Here is a 20,711-nt window from a genome sequence, read left to right as displayed (position 1 = left end):
TCGGGGTAAGGGAGGCTCTGGTATCCTCGCCGGCATGACTAAATCACTCCCCCTCAGCCTGATCGCAGCCCTCGGTGAAAACCGTGTGATCGGCGTCGACAACAGCATGCCCTGGCACTTGCCGGGGGACTTCAAATACTTCAAGGCCACCACCCTCGGCAAGCCGATCATCATGGGTCGCAAGACCTGGGATTCCCTCGGTCGTCCGCTGCCGGGCCGGTTGAACATCGTGGTCAGCCGTCAGGCGGATCTGCAGCTGGAAGGCGCGGAGGTTTATTCGTCGCTGGAGGCAGCAGTGGTTCGGGCGCAGCAATGGGCGAACGAGCAGGGCGTCGATGAGGTGATGCTGATTGGCGGAGCGCAGTTGTATGCGCAAGGTCTGGAGCAGGCCGATCGGTTGTACCTGACCCGCGTGGCGCTGAGCCCGGAAGGGGATGCGTGGTTTCCGGAATTTGATTTGAACCAGTGGACGCTGGTGTCGAATGTTCCGAATCCGGCGGAGGGTGATAAGCCGGCTTACAACTTCGAAGTGTGGGAAAAAGCCTAAAAGCTTCGCGGGCAAGCCTCGCTCCTACAGGGATTTGTGTCGTACGAAATTTTCGCGACCAACATAAAACCCTGTAGGAGCAAGGCTTGCCCGCGAAGAGGCCCGCTCAGACGATGAAAGCCTTAAGCCTGAGCCAACGCCCCATGCTCATCCGCATCCAGCAACGCTTTATCCGTCTGCTGCATCATCTGGCTGGTAATCGCGCCCGCCGTAATCGAGCCACTCACGTTCAACGCCGTACGACCCATATCAATCAGCGGCTCAACCGAAATCAGCAACGCCACCAGTGACACCGGCAAACCCATGGCCGGCAACACGATCAACGCGGCGAAGGTCGCCCCCCCACCGACCCCGGCCACCCCGGCCGAACTCAGCGTCACAATTGCCACCAGCGTCGCGATCCACAGCGGATCCAATGGGTTGATGCCCACAGTTGGCGCGACCATCACCGCCAACATTGCCGGGTACAGACCGGCGCAGCCGTTCTGGCCAATGGTCGCGCCGAACGAGGCGGCGAAACTGGCGATGGACTGTGGAATACCCAAACGGCTGGTCTGGGCTTCGATACTCAGCGGAATGGTGGCGGCGCTGGAGCGGCTGGTGAAGGCAAACGTCAGCACCGGCCAGATCTTGCGGAAGAAGCGCAGCGGGTTGATCCCGGCCGCCGACACCAGCAGGCCATGGACTACAAACATCAAGCCCAGACCAATGTAGGACACCACCACGAAACTGCCGAGCTTGATGATGTCTTGCAGATTGGAGCCGGCAACCACTTTGGTCATCAGCGCCAATACGCCGTACGGGGTCAGCTTCATCACCAGGCGTACCAGACGCATCACCCAGGCTTGCAGGGTGTCGATGGCGTTGATCACTTTCTGACCTTTCTCGACATCATCCTTGAGCAGTTGCAGTGCGGCGACCCCAAGGAATGCAGCAAAAATCACCACGCTGATGATCGACGTCGGCTTGGCGCGAGCCAGGTCGGCGAACGGGTTCTGCGGGATGAACGACAGCAGCAGCTGCGGCACATTAAGGTCAGCGACCTTGCCCGCGTAATCGCTCTGAATGGTTTGCATGCGAGCCATTTCCTGAGTGCCAGCGACAAGGCCTTCGGCAGTAAGGCCGAACAGATTGGTCAGGCCGATGCCGATCAGCGCCGCGATAGCGGTGGTAAATAGCAGCGTGCCGATGGTCAGGAAGCTGATCTTGCCCAGCGACGAAGCGTTGTGCAGGCGCGCCACGGCGCTGAGGATCGAGGCGAACACCAACGGGATCACGATCATTTGCAGCAACTGCACATAACCGTTGCCCACCAGATCGAACCAACTGATCGAGGCTTTCAGTACCGGGTTGCCCGCACCATAAATCGTGTGCAGAGCGACGCCAAATACCACGCCCAGGACCAGCGCGAGCAGAACCTTTTTGGCCAGGCTCCAAGTGGTGTGACGGGTTTGCGCCAGGCCAAAGAGCAAGGCGAGGAATACCAGCAGATTGAGGATCAGCGGCAGATTCATTGGAACTCCCATAGAACGTGTGCCAACTGCCTTCCGGGGCAGCTGCGAACCGGGGAGCCTAACAGTTTGAAAACTAATGAATTAATATCAAAAACGTATGGTTGCTGTCGTTTTTGGAATAAGCGAGTGTCGCTGTCGGGGATGCAGCTGGCGCAATAGGAACGCGGGCGGTCGCTGACAGACGAGGACTGCCACACTTATTTGTTAGCGTCGATCTCTTTCAATCAGGGAGATCCGCTTATGAAGTTCGCACCGAAATTTCTGGCTGCTGCACTAGGATTGAGTTTGGGCCTGGGCCTTGCCGGCCAAGCGTTCGCTACTGACCTGAAACACTGGCCAGCCGATCAGGCCAAGGCGCTGGACGCGATGATCGCGGCCAATGCCAACAAAGGTAACTTCGCGGTGTTCGACATGGACAACACCAGTTACCGCTACGACCTCGAAGAGTCCTTGTTGCCGTTCATGGAAAACAAGGGCCTGATTACCCGCGAGAGCCTCGATCCCTCCCTGAAACTGATCCCGTTCAAGGACACCGCCGACCATAAGGAAAGCCTGTTCAGCTATTACTATCGCCTCTGTGAAATCGACGACATGGTTTGCTATCCATGGGTCGCCCAAGTATTTTCCGGCTTCACGCTTCAAGAGCTCAAGGGCAACGTCGATGAGTTGATGGCGTCTGGCAAACCGGTGCCAAGCACTTATTACGAAGGCGACGAGGTCAAGACCATCGACGTCAACCCGCCGAAAATCTTCACCGGTCAAAAAGAGCTCTACAGCAAGTTGATGGAGAACGGTATCGAGGTTTACGTGATGACCGCCGCCTCTGAAGAACTGGTGCGCATGGTCGCCTCCGATCCGAAGTACGGCTACAACGTCAAACCGCAGAACGTGATCGGCGTGAGCCTGCTGCTCAAGGATCGCAAGACCGGCGAGTTGACCACGGCACGCAAGCAGGTCACTGCGGGCAAGTATGACGAGAAGGCCAACCTCGGCCTCGAACTGACCCCATACCTGTGGACCCCGGCCACCTGGATGGCGGGTAAACAGTCGGCGATCCTGACGTACATCGATGAATGGAAAAAACCGGTCCTGGTGGGCGGCGATACCCCGACCAGCGATGGCTACATGCTGTTCCACAGCGTCGACGTGTCCAAGGGCGGTATCCATTTGTGGGTCAACCGCAAAGACAAATACATGACCCAGATTAACGGCATGATGGCCAAAAACGCAGCAGCCCAGGCGAAAGAAGGGTTGGCGGTGACGGCGGACAAGAACTGGGTGATCGTGAAGCCGGAAGAGATTCAGTAAGACCGAGTTGTGGCATTCGCGGGCAAGCCTCGCTCCTACAGGATTAATGCGTCTGTAGGAGCGAAGCTTGCCCGCGAAGAGGCCATAACATTCAACATCGATGTTGAGTGTCAGAATGCTTCGCGAGTCCGAGTTGTTCTCAAAAAAATGCCCCGCACTTGGCGGGGCATTTTTTTTGTCGACGGTTAAGTATTACAGCCCGTCGAGCATCGCCTTGTTACGTACCGCACCCTTGTCGGCGCTGGTGGCCAACAGGGCATACGCTTTCAGCGCAGTGGTCACTTTACGTGGACGCACTTCCACCGGTTTCCAGCCTTTCTTGTCCTGCTCGGCACGGCGCGCGGCCATTTCTTCATCGCTGATCAACAGGTTGATCGAGCGGTTCGGAATGTCGATCAGTACCTTGTCGCCATCCTGCACCAGACCGATCGCGCCGCCGGCAGCGGCTTCTGGCGAAGCGTGGCCGATGGACAGGCCCGAAGTGCCGCCAGAGAAGCGGCCGTCGGTGAGCAGAGCGCAGGCTTTGCCCAGGCCTTTGGATTTCAGGTAAGACGTCGGGTACAGCATTTCCTGCATGCCCGGGCCACCTTTCGGGCCTTCGTAACGGATGATCACGATGTCGCCGGCCTTCACTTCGTCGGCGAGGATGCCGCGTACGGCGCTGTCCTGGCTTTCGAAGATCTTCGCGTTGCCTTCGAAGACGTGGATCGACTCGTCGACGCCGGCGGTTTTCACTACACAACCGTCTAGTGCGATGTTGCCGTACAGAACGGCCAGGCCGCCTTCTTTCGAGTAAGCATGTTCGACACTGCGGATGCAGCCGTTTTCACGGTCGTCGTCCAGGGTTTCCCAACGGGTCGACTGGCTGAACGCGGTTTGCGTCGGAATGCCCGCCGGGCCGGCCTTGAAGAAGTGATGCACGGCTTCGTCGGTGGTCTGGGTGATGTCCCACTTGGCGATGCCTTCTGCCAGGGTCGTGCTGTGCACGGTCGGCAGGTCGGTGTGCAACAGACCGCCACGGGCCAGAGAGCCGAGGATGCTGAAGATCCCGCCGGCACGGTGCACGTCTTCCATGTGGTACTTCTGGATGTTCGGCGCGACTTTGCATAGTTGCGGCACATGGCGGGAGAGACGGTCGATGTCGCGCAGGTCGAAATCGATCTCGGCTTCCTGGGCCGCGGCCAGCAAGTGCAGGATGGTGTTGGTGGAACCGCCCATGGCGATGTCCAGGGTCATGGCGTTTTCGAACGCCTTGAAGTTGGCGATGTTGCGCGGCAACACCGACTCATCGTTCTCGCCGTAGTAACGCTTGCACAGCTCGACGATGGTGCGGCCAGCTTGCAGGAACAGTTGTTCACGGTCGCTGTGGGTGGCCAGGGTCGAACCGTTGCCCGGCAATGCCAGGCCCAGGGCTTCAACCAGGCAGTTCATCGAGTTGGCGGTGAACATGCCGGAGCACGAACCGCAGGTCGGGCAGGCGCTGCGCTCGTACTCGGCGACTTTCTCGTCGGATGCGCTGGGGTCGGCGGCGATGACCATGGCGTCTACCAGGTCCAGGCCGTGGGACGCGAGTTTGGTCTTGCCGGCTTCCATCGGCCCGCCAGATACGAAGATCACCGGGATGTTCAGGCGCAAGGAGGCCATCAACATGCCAGGGGTGATCTTGTCGCAGTTGGAGATGCAGACAATGGCGTCGGCGCAGTGAGCGTTGACCATGTATTCGACGGAGTCGGCGATGATCTCGCGGCTCGGCAGCGAATAGAGCATGCCGTCATGGCCCATGGCGATGCCGTCATCCACGGCGATGGTGTTGAATTCTTTGGCGACGCCGCCGGCCCGTTCGATTTCGCGAGCGACCAGTTGCCCCAGATCCTTGAGGTGCACATGGCCCGGTACGAACTGGGTAAAGGAGTTGGCAATGGCGATGATTGGCTTCTTGAAGTCGTCATCTTTCATCCCCGTGGCGCGCCACAGTGCGCGGGCACCGGCCATGTTGCGACCGTGGGTGGATGTTTTCGAGCGGTAATCAGGCATGAAGCACTCCGGGCGGCTAATCAGGTATCAAAAGGGGAAGTGAGCTTCTATTGACGTCTGGAACACTCAGAAATGGCCGTGTGTCCGGAAGTTGCCGATAACTTTGCGGGATCGCCGCGCGCTTCAGCTTGAGCTCATAAACCCGCCGGGGGATGACTGGCGATGAATCTCGCGATTCTACACCGCTGGCGTCAGGAGGGAATGCCGGAAAATGTTGATCCAGCGCTGATGGGGCGTGTGGGGTGACGATCGGCAGGTAATCAACCCACCTTCAGCGCCAGATGTCGCCGTGAGATCAGTACATTCAAGCCAAGACCCGCAGCACTCAAGGTCAAGAAACACAAAGCGAGCGCCGTGGTCAGATCCTCGGACGTGAGATTGATCACCACGCTGATCAATCCACCGCACATGAAAATCAACACGCCGCCGACCGAGGTAGATGTTCCGGCACTTTGCGGGTAGAGACTCATGGCTTTGGAGTTGGCGATAGGTCTGGCAATGGTAGTGCCTGCTGTGCAGATCAACATGGGTATCAGCACCGCCGCAGCAGAGAGTCCAAACTGATCCGCCAGCCATAGCATGACCAACCCAGATAGAGCGATCAGACCTAGACCAATCACGATCTGCGTGTTGGCGCGCAGGTGTCGATGAACGACGCTCGCAACAATTCCGCCAAATACATAGGCCACGCCATACAGCAACAATGTCCAGGCGAATTCGTAGGGTGAGAGCGCGAGGCGCTCCAGGAAAATGATTGGCGAAATGACGATGAATGAAAAATGGCAGGCGAAGGCCAAGGCTGAAATTAGCCAGTAACCCATGAAGCGCAGATCCGAGCACACTCGCCAATAGGCACTGAACAATCGTCCGTGCGACGCCGTATGACCGTGCGGGTTTTCCTTGAGTAGAAAGTAGGCGTTAAGCCAGACAACAAGGGCCAGCGTGATAAACACATAAAAGCTGCCCTGCCAGCCTAGCTGCAACTGCAACCAGGTCCCCAGCAGGGGCGAAATAGAGATGAACACCCCGCCGCCTGTCACCATCCAGATTCTGATTCGCTCCTGCTCCTTGCCGATGAACAAGTCCTGAACCAGTGCCTGTGACAGCACAAACGATCCGCAACCAACCGCCTGGATCACGCGAAAGAACAAAAACCAGTTGTATTCGCTGGAAGCCAGGCAACCCGTCGCCCCGACTACCGCGATTGCAATACCTGTCAACAACAGCTTTCTGCGTCCCCACAAGTCTGACAATGGTCCGACCAGCACCACGGACAACGCCAGACCAATGGCGAACACGCTGACGGACAGGGCGATCTCGGGCGGTGAAGTCTGAAAGTAATCAGAAAGATCGGGGAAGGACGGGAGCACCACATCGAGGGGGAAGACGCCGAGCAGAGTCATCGTCATCAACAGAATGAACGTGGCCTGACGTTTTTCGACACGGGATATATCGTTTCCTTCATCCATCGATAAGTCCTGCCTTCATGAACAGTTGCTGGTTGTAAGACAGGGCGAAGAAGCCGGCTTTTCTCAACGCCTGAAGCGTCGCGCCAGCGCCGGATCGCACACGCTGAAGGGTGGCCCGGGGGCTGGTCAGTTCGCCGAGAATCTCCGTGATGGCAGTCTCGCCGATACCCGCGCTACGCAGGCTTTCCCGCAGCCATGCGTCATCGACCTCGAAGAAAATCCGGATGCTGTCCAGCAGCAGCCTGGCGGCGAACGCGCGTTGACGGCTGTTCAGCGTCAGCCACAGGTAATGGAACACTTCAGAGAAATAGCGACTGTGGCGCGCCTCGTCCGCGAGATGATCCCTGAGCATGGCCTGGACGCTGGACACCAGGTCGTCACGGCAGACGTCGAGCAGTTCCTTGGCAATGATCGTCTCCGACACGAACCCGACGAGAAACCAGGCCAGCGCCCTGTGTTTGTCAGGTGTGCGCTCGAGCAGGGTGTTCAAGCGCGTGATGCGGTGGGGTATGACCGGGCGCTGGTTGATCCCGTAGAACCCGGCAATCTGCTCGGCAAGGCTATTGGAGAACAGGGCGTGATAACCCTCGTCGGTATAAAGCTGAAGCGCGGCGGTCTTCATCTGTGGGGGAATGTGGACCTTCAGTTCACCGTGGATGATGGTTTCCACGGATCGGTTGACGATGCGGTGTTCGAGCACGGTGGTGTAGTCGAGGAAGTACACCAGGTGATTGGCCGACAGCCGATGGATGACGGTTGGACCAAGCGCTTTGATAGTCGGGTGATTCAGGTAAGCCAGCAAGCCTGGGGGAAACCAGTGACGTGTTTCCAGTTGCTGTTCCAGGTCTGGCGGTAATAGATAGTCATGCTCGCTGGTTCGCACCGACGCGCGGGTATTCCAGTCGCCGAGGGTAAAACGCAAAGCCCAGGAAACGGGGTGGTCTGACGGGGCAATGATGGGGGCGGTCATTATTGCGGCTCCCGACGGCTCAGCAGATCCTTCAATTCCTTGCACATCACTTGTCCGTCGCTGTGGCCACAGCCGACAAAAAACAAGGGTTGTTCAGCGTTGTTCTCGAGCCCCAGCAGAGTTTCGACCTGATCGTCCGTCAGGGCTCCGGTCAGCCAAGTGTTCAGCGCCAGTGCAGTGGCTACGAGTTGAAAGGTCTGGGAAATATGGCCAGCCTCGACGTAAGCCATTCGGTAAGCTCGCGAGTGTTCATATTTCCACCACAACTTGTCGAAGCGAGCGGTAATGAACAGACCCACGGGCAGGTTATTGATGAAGTGTTGCCCACACAGCAACTGCCCCAGGGGCGAGTCAGGTGTCGGGTTGACGAAGCTCAGTGCATGGTCGGTGGGATGGTAGGCGTAGAGCCCAGGTTGCAGGCCGCTGACGTTTTGCACATGAAGAAAGCCTTCGCAGGCATTCAGCCCGCCGCCGGAAGGGCTGCTGCGTCGGGCACCGAGACCTTCGACAATGGTTTCGTCGACGTCATTCTTGCGCTCATGCAAGTAGCCCAGGGACAGGTAAAGCAGTGTGCCGACAGCTTCCAGTGAAACGGCTTCATCCGTGAAGGTGCGGCAGGTTTTTCGGCCGATCAGAACGTTGGCAAGAGAACCCTCCGGCAGGCAGGAAGGTTTTGGCAGGGCAATCAGCTCGCATGCCTGGCGTTCTGTGAGCCGGGCGTCCGGCGCGGGTGCGTCCAGGACTTCGGCGCAATGGTCCAGATAGCGTCTCGACCATTCATGAATATTCTGAGGAACATGTTCGCAGGGTATGTTTTTGGTGCCGATATGGAATATTTTCGACAGTTCATCCCAACCCCATTCAATACTGTCTTGTATTGATGTGGTGAGTATTCCTGAGTTCAGAAGTTGAGTGTCTACTATGTGGCTGTCGTTATACAGTTCGGGGTTGTGGATAAGTTGTGCAAGCCGGGTTGAATATTCCAGATTAAGTTCAAATTGTTTGTGGTTCTTGTAATCCCAGACTATTAGGCAGGGCGTGCGAGGAAGTATGAACACGTATGGATTTATCTGCATGATGGACGGTTCGCTCTGGACATAGCTATAGAAAACGCTGGGTAGCCGGCACTCCCCAGCGTTTCATTTACTTAGCGGGTTTTTGGTGCAACCAGAAAAGCCAGGTTAGCGATTTTGTTTGTTTCCAGAGTAATTGCTTTCATGTTTTTGACTCCTTGTCATTGATAGTGAGTGTCACTTCGCGGTGACAACTCAATCATAGGCGGTAATGCGCCCTTATCAAGGGGATATTAAGTAGGAATATTCTAGTAATTTTGTCGGAGCGATCTGGCGGTAGGGGCAAGTTTGTAAGTTATATTCCTTTGAATAAAAGATGCAGGGAAACGTCCTGCAAGTCAGTAGGACCGCAAGAGTAAGAAGCAGAGGCTGAAGAGTGGATGGTGTGGCGTTGAAACGGCTGACGGAGAGCCTGTTGGCTCCCCGTCGAACCAGCGTACTCAGCTGTTTGGCAGCAGACGGCAGGTGATGCTCTTGATGTAGCGGGTTTCGGCAATCGCTGGGTGTACCGGGTGATCGGGGCCCTGACCGCCGCGCTCCAGCATCTGGATGTTGCGGTCCAGGTGGCGGGCGCTGGTCAGCAGAATGTTCTGCAGATCGTCTTCCGGCAGGTGCATCGAGCACGAAGCACTGATCAGAATGCCGTCCTTGCTAAGCAGGCGCATGGCTTGCTCGTTCAGACGACGGTAAGCACCTTCGCCGTTTTTCATGTCTTTCTTGCGTTTGATGAACGCAGGAGGGTCGGCCACGATGACGTCGAAACGCTCTTCACTGGCTTTCAGTTCCTTCAGGGCTTCGAACACGTCGCCTTCGATGCAGGTCATTTTTTCGGCGACGCCGTTCAGTGCGGCATTGCGCTCGACGCCGTCCAGGGCGAAGGCCGAAGCATCGACGCAGAACACTTCACTGGCGCCGAAGGCCGCCGCTTGAACGCCCCAGCCGCCGATGTAGCTGTACAAGTCCAGTACGCGTTTGCCTTTGGCGTAAGGGGCCAGACGCGCGCGGTTCATGCGGTGGTCGTAGAACCAGCCGGTTTTCTGCCCCTGGATGACTGGCGCTTCGAATTTCACGCCGTTCTCTTCCAGCGCGACCCATTCCGGCACCAGGCCGAATACGGTTTCGACGTAGCGGTTGAGGCCTTCGGCATCACGGGCAGCGGAATCGTTCTTGAACAGAATGCCGCTTGGCTTGAGCACTTGGGTCAGTGCCGCGATCACGTCATCTTTGTGAGCTTCCATGGTCGCCGAGGCGATCTGGACTACCAGGATGTCGCCAAAACGGTCGACCACCAGGCCTGGCAGCAGGTCGGAGTCGCCGTAGACCAGGCGATAGAACGGCTTGTCGAACAGGCGATCGCGCAGGGACAGGGCAACGTTCAGGCGATGCACCAGCAGCGACTTGTCCAACGGCAACTTGATGTCGCGCGACAGCAGACGGGCGCAGATCAGGTTGTTCGGGCTCATGGCAACGATGCCCAGCGGCTTGCCGCTGGCGGCTTCGAGGATCGCTTGGTCGCCGGCCTTGAAACCGTGCAAAGGCGTAGCGGCTACATCGATTTCGTTGCTGTAGACCCACAAGTGGCCGTTTCGCAGGCGACGGTCGGCGTTGGCTTTGAGGCGCAGGCTAGGCAGGGACATGACGTCGCTCCGGAAAAAAGAGCGGGAGTATAGCGTGTTGCGCAAGGGCTCGGCTTGGCGGATGGACATGCGGTGAGGGGGCCTGCAACTTGTGGGAGCGAGCCTACTCGCGATGACGGCGGTACATTCAACATCAATGTTGGCTAATCCGACGCTATCGCGAGCAGGCTCGCTCCCACAGGGAGTGCATTTGTTCGGGGCAATAAATGAAATTTCGGCGACATAGCCGCGGGTGTGTCAGATCCATCTTCTTAAGGGTTAGAATCCCCGCCTGACCCGGAGTGTGTACTTATGTCCCAAGAGTTGACGACCGAACAGATTCAACAGTCCCTGCAAGGCATCAGCGTGCCGCCCCAGCCGCAGATCATGGTGGATCTGCAGATGGAGCAGTACATGCCCGACCCGGACCTGGAGGTGATCGCGAAATTGATCTCCCAGGACCCAGGCCTTTCCGGCGCCTTGCTGAAAATCGTCAACTCGCCGTACTACGGTTTGAGCAACAAGATCACCGCGATCCAGCGGGCAGTGAACCTGTTGGGCAGCCGCTCGATCATCAACCTGATCAACGCGCAGTCGATCAAGGGCGAGCTGAACGACGATGCCATCGTCACCCTCAACCGTTTCTGGGACACGGCGCAGGACGTGGCGATGACGTGCCTGACCCTGGCCAAGCGTGTCGGCGTCCAGGCCGGTGATGAAGCCTATGCGCTGGGTCTGTTCCACGATTGCGGCATCCCGCTGATGATCAAGAAATTCCCCGACTACATGAAAGTGCTGGAACAGGCCTATGGCAATGCCAGCGCCGAATGCCGCGTGGTGGATACCGAGAACAGGCAATACAACACCAACCATGCCGTGGTCGGATATTACACCGCCAAATCCTGGCGCTTGCCGGAACATGTCACCCAGGCCATTGCCAACCATCACAACGCCCTGGCCATTTTCAGCGATGAATCGTCGCGCAACACGCCGCTGAAAAACTTGCTGGCGATCCTGAAGATGGCCGAGCACATTTGCGCCTCCTTCCGGGTACTCGGCAACCAGTCCGAAGACCACGAATGGAACAATGTCGGGCCCCTGGTGCTCGATTACATGGGGCTATCGGAATACGATTTCGAAACCCAGAAACAAGAGATTCGCGACCTCGCCACTCGTTGAGTGTCGAACCTCGCCTGATTCGAGAGCCCCATGCCTGAACTGCCGGAAGTCGAAACCACTCGCCGCGGGATTGCACCGCACCTGGAAGGCCAACGCGTCAGCCGGGTGATCGTGCGTGAGCGCCGCCTGCGCTGGCCGATCCCCGAAGACCTGGATGTGCGACTGTCCGGGCAGCGCATCGTGCTGGTGGAGCGGCGCGCCAAGTACCTGTTGATCAATGCCGAAGTCGGCACGCTGATCAGTCATTTGGGGATGTCGGGGAATCTGCGGCTAGTGGAAGTCGGCATGCCGGCGGCCAAGCATGAGCATGTGGACATTGAACTGGAATCGGGCCTGGCTTTGCGCTACACCGATCCGCGACGGTTTGGCGCGATGCTCTGGAGCCTGGACCCACTCAATCATGAACTGCTGATTCGCCTCGGGCCAGAGCCGTTGACCGATCTGTTCGACGGCGAGCGGCTGTTCCAGCAATCCCGCGGGCGTTCCATGCCGGTCAAGCCGTTCATTATGGACAACGCGGTGGTGGTCGGCGTCGGCAACATCTACGCGACTGAAGCGCTGTTTGCGGCCGGCATCGACCCGCGCCGTGAAGCCAAGAGCATTTCCCGGGCGCGCTATTTGAAGCTGGGGATCGAGATCAAGCGCATCCTTGCCCACGCCATCGAACGTGGCGGCACCACGTTGCGGGACTTTATCGGTGGCGACGGTCAGCCGGGCTATTTTCAGCAGGAACTGTTTGTGTACGGCCGTGGCGGTGAGCACTGCAAGGTCTGTGGCACAGGGCTGCGGGAGGTCAAGCTTGGGCAGCGCACCAGCGTCTTTTGCCCGCGCTGTCAGAGCTGATATCGGCTACGGTCTATAGTCAGTGTTCTCACTGCCTAGCCGAAGGACCGTGCCATGAATCTGTTTCGAACCCTTGTCGCTGCGCTGCTGCTGAGCGTCGGTGCGTCCGCGCTGGCGGCTGAGAACGGCAGCGGCGATCCGCGTTACACCATCCAGAACCCACCGGCCTACGCCATGCTTGGCGATTTACTGATTGCCCGACCGTTGCTGGTGGTGGCGACGGTGATCGGTGCCGGGGCGTTTGTGCTGTCGTTGCCGTTTACCGCGCTGGGTGGCGGCATTGGCGATGCGGGGCAGGCGTTGGTGGTCGATCCGGCGAAAGCCGCGTTTGTGCGGTGTTTGGGGTGTATCGGGGAGGGATTTGAGCAGCGGGAGTGAAGTCAGTTACAAGTTGGGTGTGGCTGATGACGTCATCGCGAGCAGGCTCGCTCCCACAGGGTTTACGCGATCCTTGTGGGAGCGAGCCTGCTCGCGATGGGGCCGGCACAAACACTACAAAAATATCTGACTCATGCCTTACCGGTAAGCTTGCGGTATTTCTCCATCAACTGTTCTTCAGTCTCCGGATGAGCCTCGTCCAGCGGGATGCAATCCACCGGGCAGACCTGCTGGCACTGCGGTTCGTCGTAGTGGCCGACACATTGTGTGCACAGGTTCGGGTCGATCACGTAGATCTCTTCGCCCTGGGAGATGGCGGCGTTCGGGCACTCGGGTTCGCAGACGTCGCAGTTGATGCAATCGTCGGTGATGATCAGGGACATGCTAACTCCAGCCGGGGCGGCAGGCCCGGGCGCAATAAATCAATGCGCACAATTGTGCCGCATTGGCGCCCGCAGTGCACGCGGGCGCGATCAAGTGCAGCGATCGAAGATTGCGGTAGCCGTAAAAGATCGTCCGAACGCGGCCCGAACCTGCGGCAGCTCCTACTTTTTAAAGCGTAGGGTGAGGGCGTCGGCCACCGCCGGGTGGACGAACTTGGTGATATCGCCGCCCAGGGCTGCGATTTCACGAACCAGCGTCGAGGAAATGAACGAATAACGCTCGGACGGGGTAAGAAACAGGCTTTCCACATCCGGCGCCAGTTGGCGGTTCATGTTGGCCAGCTGGAATTCGTATTCGAAGTCCGACACCGCGCGCAAACCACGCAGGAATATGTTGGCGTTCTTCTCTTTGGCAAAGTGCGCGAGCAACGTCGAGAAGCCGACGACTTCAACGTTCGGCAAATGTTTGGTGACCTCGCGGGCCAGCTCCACACGTTGTTCCAGGGGAAACAGCGGGTTTTTTTTCGGGCTGGCAGCGACGGCGATGATCACATGATCGAACAGGCGCGAGGCGCGTTCGACCAGATCGCCATGGCCCTTGGTAATAGGGTCGAAGGTACCTGGGTACAACACTCGGTTCATCGCGTCGTCCTGGCGGGAGTCCGTTGGGGAGTCGGATGGTATCGCAGCCTTCCCGGTCGGCCAAGTCGCCTGTTAGGTAAGAAAGCACTATAGACGATGGGAATATTCCGCGTTTTCATGGGTTTTTCAAACGTTCAGCCAACGAAGTCGCCAATTGCGCCGTCAGTCCGTAGACCGACAATTGTGGGTTTGCGCCAATGCTGGTGGGGAAAAGCGAGCCGTCATGAATCGACAGATTGGTGAGTTGGTGATGTCGGCCGAGGCTGTCGGTCACGGCGTTTTTTGGGTCTTCACCCATGGCACAACCGCCCATCACATGGGCACTGCCCAGGCGCGTGCGGTACAACTCAAGGCTCAGGCCATCAATCAGCGTGCGTGCTTCGGCGAGGGTTTTTACGTAGCGAGCGTCAGCATGCATCGGCATCAGGGCGTTGGCGCCACCGGCGAACTGGATCTCGGCCATGCTGTGGAACGCCCGGCGCAACCCGTCCCAGGCGTAGGGTGAAACCTGATAGTCGAGCACGGGTGTGCCATCACCGCGCAATTCAACGCTGCCGCCAGGGCTGTCCGGGTGAAAACCGTCCCGCAGCAACGCCAGCATGGCGTGTGTATGCGGCAGGTTTTCCATATGCCGGGCGCTTTCCGTGCCGAAGCCGCCGAGCAGGGTGCTGGCCAACGCGGGGTGCAGCGGTGGAACCTCCAGTTTGTAAGACATCTTGCCGGTGGTGCCATCCTGCCACTGGAAATGGTCGGAATAGATCGACTGCGGCGCGCCGTAGAACGGGTTGATCACCTCATCAAACAGCCCTGCGGACATATTTACCAGGTGCAGGAAGGTCCGTTTACCCAACCGCTCGTGAGGATCCGGCGCCTCGGAGCGCAATAGCAGCGCCGGGCTGTTGATCCCGCCGCCGGCCAGCACGTAATGCCGCGCCTTGACCGTAATCGTGCGTCCGGTGGGCGCAACGCAACGCTCATCCATCGCCACACATTGCAGCCCCGTAACCTTGCCGTCCTTGATCGACAGCTTTTCGGCGCGGGCCAGATAGAGCAGCTCGCCACCTTTTTCCAGGGTCGCCGGAATGGTCGTGACCAGCATCGATTGCTTGGCGTTGGTCGGGCAACCCATGCCGCAGTAGCCGATGTTCCAGCAGCCGCGCACGTTTCGCGGAATCACATGCCAGGCGTAGCCGAGTTTTTCGCAGCCTTTGCGGATGACGTCGTTGTTGGCGTTGGGCGGCACCCTCCACGGGGCGACACCCAGGCGTTGTTCCATTTTCTCGAACCAGGGTGCCATTTCGGCCGGCGTGTGGCCTATGACATTGTGCTCTTTGGCCCAATGGTCGAGGGTCGGATCCGGGGTGCGAAAGCTCGAGGTCCAGTTGATCAGCGTAGTGCCGCCCACCGCGCGGCCTTGGAGGATGGTGATCGCGCCGTCCTTACTCATGCGCCCGATGCCTTCTTGATAGAGGCTGGTGTAGGCCTGGTCTTCGAGCATCTTGAAGTCGCTGCTGGTCTTGAGCGGGCCTTCTTCGATCAGCAACACTTTGTAGCCGGCGGCGCTGAGGATTTCGGCGCTGGTCCCGCCGCCGGCACCGCTGCCGATGATCGCCACATCCGCTTCGAGGGTCAGGTCCTGGGTCAGTTGGGCGCCGTTGTGGGTTTTCCAGCCACGGGCCAGGCCTTCGCGGAACGGATCGGGTACGGGCATGTTTGGGTTCTCTTGTTATTTTGGATTCTGTGGGAGGCGGCAGACGCTATCGCGAGCAGGCTCGCTCCCACATGGATCGCGTAACCCCTGTGGGAGCGAGCCTGCTCGCGATAGGGTCGACTCGGTCTCAAACCGTGGGCGGCCCCGGATACCCGCAATGCGCCCAGGACTCCGCCCGGCTGTACCACGCCATCATCACCATTTGCAGCAACGAGCTGTGGCCCATACGCAGCAGGCTCAATGAGCTGTTTTCCCAGCGGTCGAGAAAATGCCGGATCTGTTCGCTGCTGGCGTTTTCCCAGCTGCCCCAGATCCCGGTCAGTGGTCCGCGAGTCACGGCCATCCCCAGTACATCGAACAATTGCCGGGTCAGTTTGAGCATTTCCGGCGACAGGTGATTCAGGCCGTTATCCAGGCAATGCAGAGTCTCGGCGACGGCGGCCGGCATTTTTTCGATGGCCACGGCGCCGTCGAGCATCACCGGGATCACTGCCCGCAGAAACAGCAGGTCGCCGCTGCGCAGAATCGCGAAACCGCTGGCCGGAGTACTCGACGAGCAGCCGCTGAGGCTCGCGCCTAATCCGGCCGTGGCGAGAAAGGCACTGGCGCCGAGGCTGAATTTGAGCAGGCCGCGCCGTGACAGCGCGGGTGTATCGGACAGGCTTGGGCTCATTATTGTTATTACCCGGCGATGGTGATCGTTAGCGGATAAACAGCTTCTGGATCAGTTTCTGAATGGATTTGCCATACGGCGGATAGATCAGCTTCGCCGCATTGAAGCGTTGTTTGATCAGCACGCCTTTGGCCTTGCTGAAGGTCAGAAAACCCTCGTGGCCGTGATAGTGGCCCATGCCCGAGGCACCGATGCCGCCGAACGGCATGTCGTCCTGAGCAACATGAAGCAAGGTGTCATTGAGGCAAACGCCGCCCGAATGGGTTTCGTGAAGGACGCGGTTTTGCTCACGCTTGTCGTAGCCGAAGTAATACAGCGCCAGCGGACGAGGGCGTTGGTTGATGTAGGCAAACGCTTCGTCGAGATCCTTGTACGGCACGATTGGCAGCAACGGGCCGAAGATTTCGTCCTGCATCACCGTCATGTCGTCGTTGACGTTGAGCAGCAGGCTATGACTCATGCGCCGGCCCTGGCCCTGATCGAACAGCGGAATCAGCAGCGCGCCCTTGCTGGTGGCGTCGCTGAGGTAGCCGTTGAGGCGGGCCAGTTGTCGGTCATTGATGATGGCGGTGTAGTCCGGGTTATCGGCCAGCGTGGGATAAAACCCGCGAACCGCCTGACGATAGGCTTCGACGAAAGAGCCGATGCGGTCTTCCGGCACCAGCACATAGTCCGGGGCGACACAGGTTTGCCCGGCGTTGAGGGTCTTGCCGAAAGCGATGCGTTCGGCGGCGTCCTTGAGCGGCACATCGCGGGAAACGATCGCCGGGGACTTGCCGCCCAATTCGAGGGTCACCGGCGTCAGATTCTCGGCCGCCGCGCGCATCACGTGTTTACCGATGCTGGTGGCACCGGTGAACAGCAAGTGATCGAAACGCAGCCGCGAGAACGCCACACCGATATCGGCCTCGCCCAGCACTACACAGACCAAATCCTGGGGAAAGATTCGACCCAGCAATTCCTTGAGTAGCAAACCGGTGGCGGGGGTCGATTCGCTGAGTTTGAGCATCACCCGATTGCCTGCCGACAACGCCCCCACCAACGGCCCGATGGCCAGGTAAAGCGGGTAGTTCCACGGCACGATCACGCCGACTACGCCCAACGGCTGATAAACCACTTTGGCTGACGCCGGCTGAAAGGCGAGGCCGACTTTGCGTCGCGAGGCTTTCATCCAGTCTTTGAGATGGCGGCTGGCGTAATGAATGCCGTGCAGGCTGGGCATCAGTTCGGCGAGCAGGGTTTCATCGGCGCTGCGGTGGCTGAAGTCCTGGCTGATGGCGTCGATCAGGGCCTGACGCTCGTTGCTCAGCAGGTCCTTCAACGTCTTTAGCCATTGCTGGCGCTGAGCTGCGGGTGGCATTGGGTTGGCTGCATACGCCGCACGTTGAGCGTCGAACAAGGTTTTAAGCTCGTCCAGAGGCTGCTGCAGGTTCTTCAGGTAGGCAATGTCAGCAGGCATGGTCGGCACCGGATTTATTGGAATGAGGGACTTTTTAGAGTCTATGCTCTATAAAGTCAAATGGCACTTTGGTACAGCTTTGTTTTAACCGCGAGCGGATAGGTCGTAAGATGCCCCCATCGCACAATTAAAGCTCAAGCCATGGCCCCTCGGATCAAAACCAGCGAGCGCATCGTGCAGAACAGCCTGGAGCTGTTCAATCAACAGGGCGAGCGCAGCATCAGCACCAACCACATTGCTGCCCACATGGAGATTTCCCCGGGCAACCTGTACTACCACTTCCCCAACAAGCAGGCGATCATCGCCGTGTTGTTCAGTGAGTACGAAAACCTCGTGGACAGCTTCCTGCGCCCGCCCCAGGGGCGCGCCGCGACGGTCGAAGACAAGCGCTTCTACCTCAAGGAACTGCTCGCCGCCATGTGGCAATACCGCTTCCTGCATCGCGACCTCGAGCATTTGCTCGACAGCGATCCCGAGCTGGCCGCCCGCTACCGGCGCTTTTCCCAGCGCTGCCTGATCCAGGGCACCCACATCTACGCAGGTTTCGTCGAGGCCGGCATTCTGTGCATGGACAAGGTTCAGATCGAGTCCCTGACCCTCAATGCCTGGATCATCCTCACCTCGTGGGTGCGTTTTCTGTGCACCACGCGGGAAAATTCCAATCATCTGAGCGAACAGGCCATCAAGCGGGGCGTGTATCAGGTGCTGGTGCTGGAGGCCGGGTTCGTCACCGATCAAGCTCGCGAGGCAGTGAATGCGCTGTTCGAAGAGTTTTATGTGCCGCTGGCCCAGGCGCTGGAAGAAGTGGGATAAGAAGTGGGATAAAGAGTGCAGCAGGATTCCAGACAAACAAAATCACAGGAGCCCGTTATGCCCATTGCGCAACTGATCAGCCCGCAAGCGTTGGACCTGAAAAAGGAGACGCCGGGGCTGGTGATTCTGGATTGTCGTTTTGCCCTCGAAGACCCTGATTACGGTCAGCGCAGCTACGCCGAAGGGCATATTGCCGGATCGAGCTTTGCCGATCTTGAGCGTGATTTGAGCGGGGCAGTGGTCAAAGGGGTTACCGGGCGTCATCCATTGCCTGAACCCGCCGACTTGAGCGAACGCTTTCAAGCTTGGGGCATCAACGCCGACAGCGAAGTGGTTTTGTACGATGACGGTCCCGGCGCCTACGCGGCGCGGGCTTGGTGGTTGCTGGCGTGGCTGGGCAAGCGTGATGGCGTGTTCATTCTCGATGGCGGACTGAAAGCCTGGCACGCCGCAGGATTACCCCTGAGTCTTGATCCGCCGTCGGTTACCCGTGGCACCTTCACCGGGAAGCCGGATGCTTCGTTGGTGCTCAGCGCCGAACAGCTCCAGCAACGCCTCGGCCAACCCGCGCTGACCTTGCTCGACGCCCGCGGCTTGCCGCGCTTCAAGGGCGAAGTGGAACCGATCGATCCGATTGCCGGGCACATCCCCGGCGCACAATGTGCCGCGTTCACCGACAACCTGGGCAGCGACGGGCGGTTCCTGCCGGCCGAACAGCTCAAGCAGCGGTTTGCCGCGAAGCTTGGTGATCGTTCACCGACGGAGTTGGTCGCGTATTGCGGTTCCGGTGTGACCGCCTGCCACAACTTGTTCTCCCTGTGCCTGGCGGGCTATCCGTTGGGAGCGTTGTATGCCGGGTCGTGGAGCGAGTGGATCAACGATCCTGCGCGAGGCATCGCCACCGGCGAATAAACGCAAAATCAATGTGGGAGCGAGCCTGCTCGCGATGGGGCCATAACATTCAACATTAATGGTGACGGTTACTCCGCTATCGCGAGCAGGCTCGCTCCCACATGAGTAATAGGGTGCTTTTGAGATATCACCCAGGGCGAGCGCTGCGACTCGCCCTGATCCGAACCCATGGTTTACTTGCGCCCTGTGGTGGCGAGCCATTGGGGAATGCGCCGTTCCAGGTAGTAACCCGGTTGCCGGAACGAGCCCTCGACGAAGCCGACATGCCCACCTTTGGCCTGCAACTCGAATTGCGTGCAGGCAGACAATTCGTCGGCTTGCGGCAGGCTATGAGGGAACACAAACGGGTCATCGGCCGCCTGGATGATCAGGGTCGGTGTGCGAATCTCTCCAAGGAAATAACGACTCGACGCGCGGCGATAGTAATCCGCGGCATCGGCGAAACCATTCAGCGGTGCGGTAACCCGGCCATCGAAATCCCAGAAGGTGCGCATATTCTCCAGTGAGCCCAACGCCGCCAATGCCGCCAGACCATCCTCATGTCCGTCATGCTGGAACTTGCGCTGCTTGTTCTTGATGTAGGCGACCATCTCTCGCATGAAATGCGCTTGATAGAACTTGGAAAAACCCTGGCTGATTCGATCGGCGCAGTGATCGAGGCGAAACGGCACCGACACTGCCACGGCGCCTAGCACACCGCTGTTGCTGCCCGTTTCGCCCAGATGCTTGAGCAACACATTGCCGCCCATGGAATAACCGACCGCATACAGCGGTGCGAGGGGGCGTTGGGTCCGCAGGTGTTTGATGGTTTCGGCCAGGTCTTCACTGGCCCCGGAATGGTAACTGCGCGGCAACAGATTGGGCTCGCCGGAACAGCCTCGCCAATTCAGCGCGACACTGGCCCAACCTTGGGCGCCCAGCGCCTTCTGTACGCCGGCCACATAAGGCGAATTCGATGAGCCGGTCAGGCCGTGCAACACCAGCACCAACGGTGCATTTGCGCTGTGGGGACCGTGCCAGTCCAGGTCAAGGAAGTCGCCGTCTTCGAGCCACAAGCGTTCGCGCTCGCGGTCGATATGTGTGGTTTTGCGCCATAGCGGTCCCCACAGGGTTTGTAAGTGCGGATTGCCCAGGCCATAGGCGGGCGTGAAGGCGGGGGTGAAACGTTCTGGCAAATGGGACACGAT

The 20,711-nt window shown here is 58.8% G+C and carries 19 protein-coding genes; 7 read left to right on the top strand and 12 right to left on the bottom strand.

Going from position 1 to position 20,711, the window contains the following annotated elements:
* The first annotated feature begins 34 nt into the window (after window positions 1-34).
* Window positions 35-547: a dihydrofolate reductase gene (locus ACYZT2_RS27230; protein WP_461968872.1), complete on the top strand. Its 513-nt coding sequence runs from the start codon at window positions 35-37 to the stop codon at window positions 545-547.
* A 122-nt stretch (window positions 548-669) separates the two neighbouring features.
* Here the strand turns inward: ACYZT2_RS27230 and ACYZT2_RS27225 are convergent, their stop codons facing one another.
* Entirely contained in the window at window positions 670-2,061 is a 1,392-nt protein-coding gene (locus ACYZT2_RS27225; protein WP_461968870.1) for an L-cystine transporter, read from the bottom strand.
* Between the two features lie 240 nt (window positions 2,062-2,301).
* Between ACYZT2_RS27225 and ACYZT2_RS27220 the strand changes: the two genes are divergently transcribed.
* Window positions 2,302-3,369, top strand: coding sequence for an HAD family hydrolase (locus tag ACYZT2_RS27220; protein ID WP_461968868.1), 1,068 nt, complete (start codon window positions 2,302-2,304; stop codon window positions 3,367-3,369).
* A 192-nt stretch (window positions 3,370-3,561) separates the two neighbouring features.
* Here ACYZT2_RS27220 and ilvD read toward each other — a convergent pair whose 3' ends face one another.
* The 5 genes from ilvD to ACYZT2_RS27195 all read right to left on the bottom strand — a co-directional run bounded on the left by ilvD (window position 3,562) and on the right by ACYZT2_RS27195 (window position 10,552).
* Entirely contained in the window at window positions 3,562-5,403 is a 1,842-nt protein-coding gene (ilvD, locus tag ACYZT2_RS27215; RefSeq protein WP_461968866.1) for a dihydroxy-acid dehydratase, read from the bottom strand.
* Window positions 5,404-5,663: 260 nt separating this feature from the next.
* Window positions 5,664-6,872 (bottom strand): MFS transporter, encoded by a 1,209-nt coding sequence (locus ACYZT2_RS27210; RefSeq protein WP_461968864.1) that lies wholly within the window; start codon window positions 6,870-6,872, stop codon window positions 5,664-5,666.
* Window positions 6,865-7,842: a diiron oxygenase gene (locus ACYZT2_RS27205; RefSeq protein WP_461968862.1), complete on the bottom strand. Its 978-nt coding sequence runs from the start codon at window positions 7,840-7,842 to the stop codon at window positions 6,865-6,867. Before ACYZT2_RS27205 ends, ACYZT2_RS27210 begins: the two co-directional genes overlap by 8 nt.
* Window positions 7,842-8,918: a SagB family peptide dehydrogenase gene (locus tag ACYZT2_RS27200; RefSeq protein ID WP_461968860.1), complete on the bottom strand. Its 1,077-nt coding sequence runs from the start codon at window positions 8,916-8,918 to the stop codon at window positions 7,842-7,844. Before ACYZT2_RS27200 ends, ACYZT2_RS27205 begins: the two co-directional genes overlap by 1 nt.
* Before the next feature lie 437 nt (window positions 8,919-9,355).
* Window positions 9,356-10,552, bottom strand: coding sequence for a class I SAM-dependent rRNA methyltransferase (locus ACYZT2_RS27195; RefSeq protein WP_461968858.1), 1,197 nt, complete (start codon window positions 10,550-10,552; stop codon window positions 9,356-9,358).
* Window positions 10,553-10,897: 345 nt separating this feature from the next.
* Between ACYZT2_RS27195 and ACYZT2_RS27190 the strand changes: the two genes are divergently transcribed.
* Genes ACYZT2_RS27190 through ACYZT2_RS27180 form a run of 3 tightly spaced genes read left to right on the top strand, consistent with a single transcriptional unit; the run spans window position 10,898 to window position 12,931 of the window.
* A complete protein-coding gene (locus ACYZT2_RS27190) occupies window positions 10,898-11,710 on the top strand; it encodes an HDOD domain-containing protein (RefSeq protein ID WP_461973281.1) in 813 nt (270 codons plus the stop codon).
* Window positions 11,711-11,740: 30 nt separating this feature from the next.
* Window positions 11,741-12,553 (top strand): bifunctional DNA-formamidopyrimidine glycosylase/DNA-(apurinic or apyrimidinic site) lyase, encoded by an 813-nt coding sequence (gene mutM / locus ACYZT2_RS27185; RefSeq protein ID WP_461968856.1) that lies wholly within the window; start codon window positions 11,741-11,743, stop codon window positions 12,551-12,553.
* A 54-nt stretch (window positions 12,554-12,607) separates the two neighbouring features.
* Window positions 12,608-12,931 (top strand): multidrug transporter, encoded by a 324-nt coding sequence (locus ACYZT2_RS27180; RefSeq protein ID WP_461968854.1) that lies wholly within the window; start codon window positions 12,608-12,610, stop codon window positions 12,929-12,931.
* Between the two features lie 131 nt (window positions 12,932-13,062).
* Here ACYZT2_RS27180 and ACYZT2_RS27175 read toward each other — a convergent pair whose 3' ends face one another.
* The 5 genes from ACYZT2_RS27175 to ACYZT2_RS27155 all read right to left on the bottom strand — a co-directional run bounded on the left by ACYZT2_RS27175 (window position 13,063) and on the right by ACYZT2_RS27155 (window position 17,799).
* On the bottom strand, window positions 13,063-13,314 hold the full coding sequence (locus ACYZT2_RS27175) for a YfhL family 4Fe-4S dicluster ferredoxin (RefSeq protein ID WP_008150569.1): 252 nt from the start codon (window positions 13,312-13,314) through the stop codon (window positions 13,063-13,065).
* 162 nt (window positions 13,315-13,476) lie between these two features.
* Window positions 13,477-13,956 carry a pantetheine-phosphate adenylyltransferase gene (gene coaD / locus ACYZT2_RS27170; protein WP_038980940.1) on the bottom strand — a complete coding sequence of 160 codons (480 nt, stop codon included), beginning with the start codon at window positions 13,954-13,956 and terminating at the stop codon, window positions 13,477-13,479.
* 115 nt (window positions 13,957-14,071) lie between these two features.
* Window positions 14,072-15,667 carry a GMC family oxidoreductase gene (locus tag ACYZT2_RS27165; RefSeq protein ID WP_461968851.1) on the bottom strand — a complete coding sequence of 532 codons (1,596 nt, stop codon included), beginning with the start codon at window positions 15,665-15,667 and terminating at the stop codon, window positions 14,072-14,074.
* Window positions 15,668-15,794: 127 nt separating this feature from the next.
* On the bottom strand, window positions 15,795-16,340 hold the full coding sequence (locus ACYZT2_RS27160; protein WP_461968849.1) for a twin-arginine translocation pathway signal protein: 546 nt from the start codon (window positions 16,338-16,340) through the stop codon (window positions 15,795-15,797).
* Window positions 16,341-16,368: 28 nt separating this feature from the next.
* On the bottom strand, window positions 16,369-17,799 hold the full coding sequence (locus tag ACYZT2_RS27155; RefSeq protein ID WP_461968847.1) for a coniferyl aldehyde dehydrogenase: 1,431 nt from the start codon (window positions 17,797-17,799) through the stop codon (window positions 16,369-16,371).
* A gap of 141 nt (window positions 17,800-17,940) precedes the next feature.
* On the opposite strand from ACYZT2_RS27155, the gene ACYZT2_RS27150 reads away from it, so the two are divergent.
* Together ACYZT2_RS27150 and ACYZT2_RS27145 are read left to right on the top strand one after the other, a co-directional pair.
* A complete protein-coding gene (locus tag ACYZT2_RS27150; RefSeq protein WP_461968845.1) occupies window positions 17,941-18,612 on the top strand; it encodes a TetR/AcrR family transcriptional regulator in 672 nt (223 codons plus the stop codon).
* Window positions 18,613-18,669: 57 nt separating this feature from the next.
* Window positions 18,670-19,524, top strand: coding sequence for a sulfurtransferase (locus ACYZT2_RS27145; protein WP_461968843.1), 855 nt, complete (start codon window positions 18,670-18,672; stop codon window positions 19,522-19,524).
* Window positions 19,525-19,697: 173 nt separating this feature from the next.
* Here the strand turns inward: ACYZT2_RS27145 and ACYZT2_RS27140 are convergent, their stop codons facing one another.
* Complete coding sequence (locus ACYZT2_RS27140; protein ID WP_461968841.1) at window positions 19,698-20,708, bottom strand: hydrolase; 1,011 nt, start codon at window positions 20,706-20,708, stop codon at window positions 19,698-19,700.
* Window positions 20,709-20,711 lie beyond the last annotated feature (3 nt).

The organism is Pseudomonas sp. MDT1-85 (assembly GCF_054898065.1).
The sequence above is the reverse complement of the archived record's forward strand: the minus strand, read 5'-3'. Positions and strand labels throughout refer to the sequence as shown.

Bases quoted from the DNA above. Each gene is read 5' to 3' on its own strand.
- ACYZT2_RS27195 (WP_461968858.1), bottom strand. From the start codon at position 10,552: ATGTCCCTGCCTAGCCTGCGCCTCAAAGCCAACGCCGACCGTCGCCTG.
- ACYZT2_RS27160 (WP_461968849.1), bottom strand. From the start codon at position 16,340: ATGAGCCCAAGCCTGTCCGATACACCCGCGCTGTCACGGCGCGGCCTG.
- ACYZT2_RS27145 (WP_461968843.1), top strand. From the start codon at position 18,670: ATGCCCATTGCGCAACTGATCAGCCCGCAAGCGTTGGACCTGAAAAAG.
- ACYZT2_RS27225 (WP_461968870.1), bottom strand. From the start codon at position 2,061: ATGAATCTGCCGCTGATCCTCAATCTGCTGGTATTCCTCGCCTTGCTC.
- ACYZT2_RS27165 (WP_461968851.1), bottom strand. From the start codon at position 15,667: ATGCCCGTACCCGATCCGTTCCGCGAAGGCCTGGCCCGTGGCTGGAAA.
- ACYZT2_RS27210 (WP_461968864.1), bottom strand. From the start codon at position 6,872: ATGGATGAAGGAAACGATATATCCCGTGTCGAAAAACGTCAGGCCACG.
- ACYZT2_RS27200 (WP_461968860.1), bottom strand. From the start codon at position 8,918: ATGCAGATAAATCCATACGTGTTCATACTTCCTCGCACGCCCTGCCTA.
- ilvD (WP_461968866.1), bottom strand. From the start codon at position 5,403: ATGCCTGATTACCGCTCGAAAACATCCACCCACGGTCGCAACATGGCC.
- ACYZT2_RS27150 (WP_461968845.1), top strand. From the start codon at position 17,941: ATGGCCCCTCGGATCAAAACCAGCGAGCGCATCGTGCAGAACAGCCTG.
- coaD (WP_038980940.1), bottom strand. From the start codon at position 13,956: ATGAACCGAGTGTTGTACCCAGGTACCTTCGACCCTATTACCAAGGGC.
- ACYZT2_RS27220 (WP_461968868.1), top strand. From the start codon at position 2,302: ATGAAGTTCGCACCGAAATTTCTGGCTGCTGCACTAGGATTGAGTTTG.
- ACYZT2_RS27205 (WP_461968862.1), bottom strand. From the start codon at position 7,842: ATGACCGCCCCCATCATTGCCCCGTCAGACCACCCCGTTTCCTGGGCT.
- ACYZT2_RS27175 (WP_008150569.1), bottom strand. From the start codon at position 13,314: ATGTCCCTGATCATCACCGACGATTGCATCAACTGCGACGTCTGCGAA.
- mutM (WP_461968856.1), top strand. From the start codon at position 11,741: ATGCCTGAACTGCCGGAAGTCGAAACCACTCGCCGCGGGATTGCACCG.
- ACYZT2_RS27155 (WP_461968847.1), bottom strand. From the start codon at position 17,799: ATGCCTGCTGACATTGCCTACCTGAAGAACCTGCAGCAGCCTCTGGAC.
- ACYZT2_RS27230 (WP_461968872.1), top strand. From the start codon at position 35: ATGACTAAATCACTCCCCCTCAGCCTGATCGCAGCCCTCGGTGAAAAC.
- ACYZT2_RS27180 (WP_461968854.1), top strand. From the start codon at position 12,608: ATGAATCTGTTTCGAACCCTTGTCGCTGCGCTGCTGCTGAGCGTCGGT.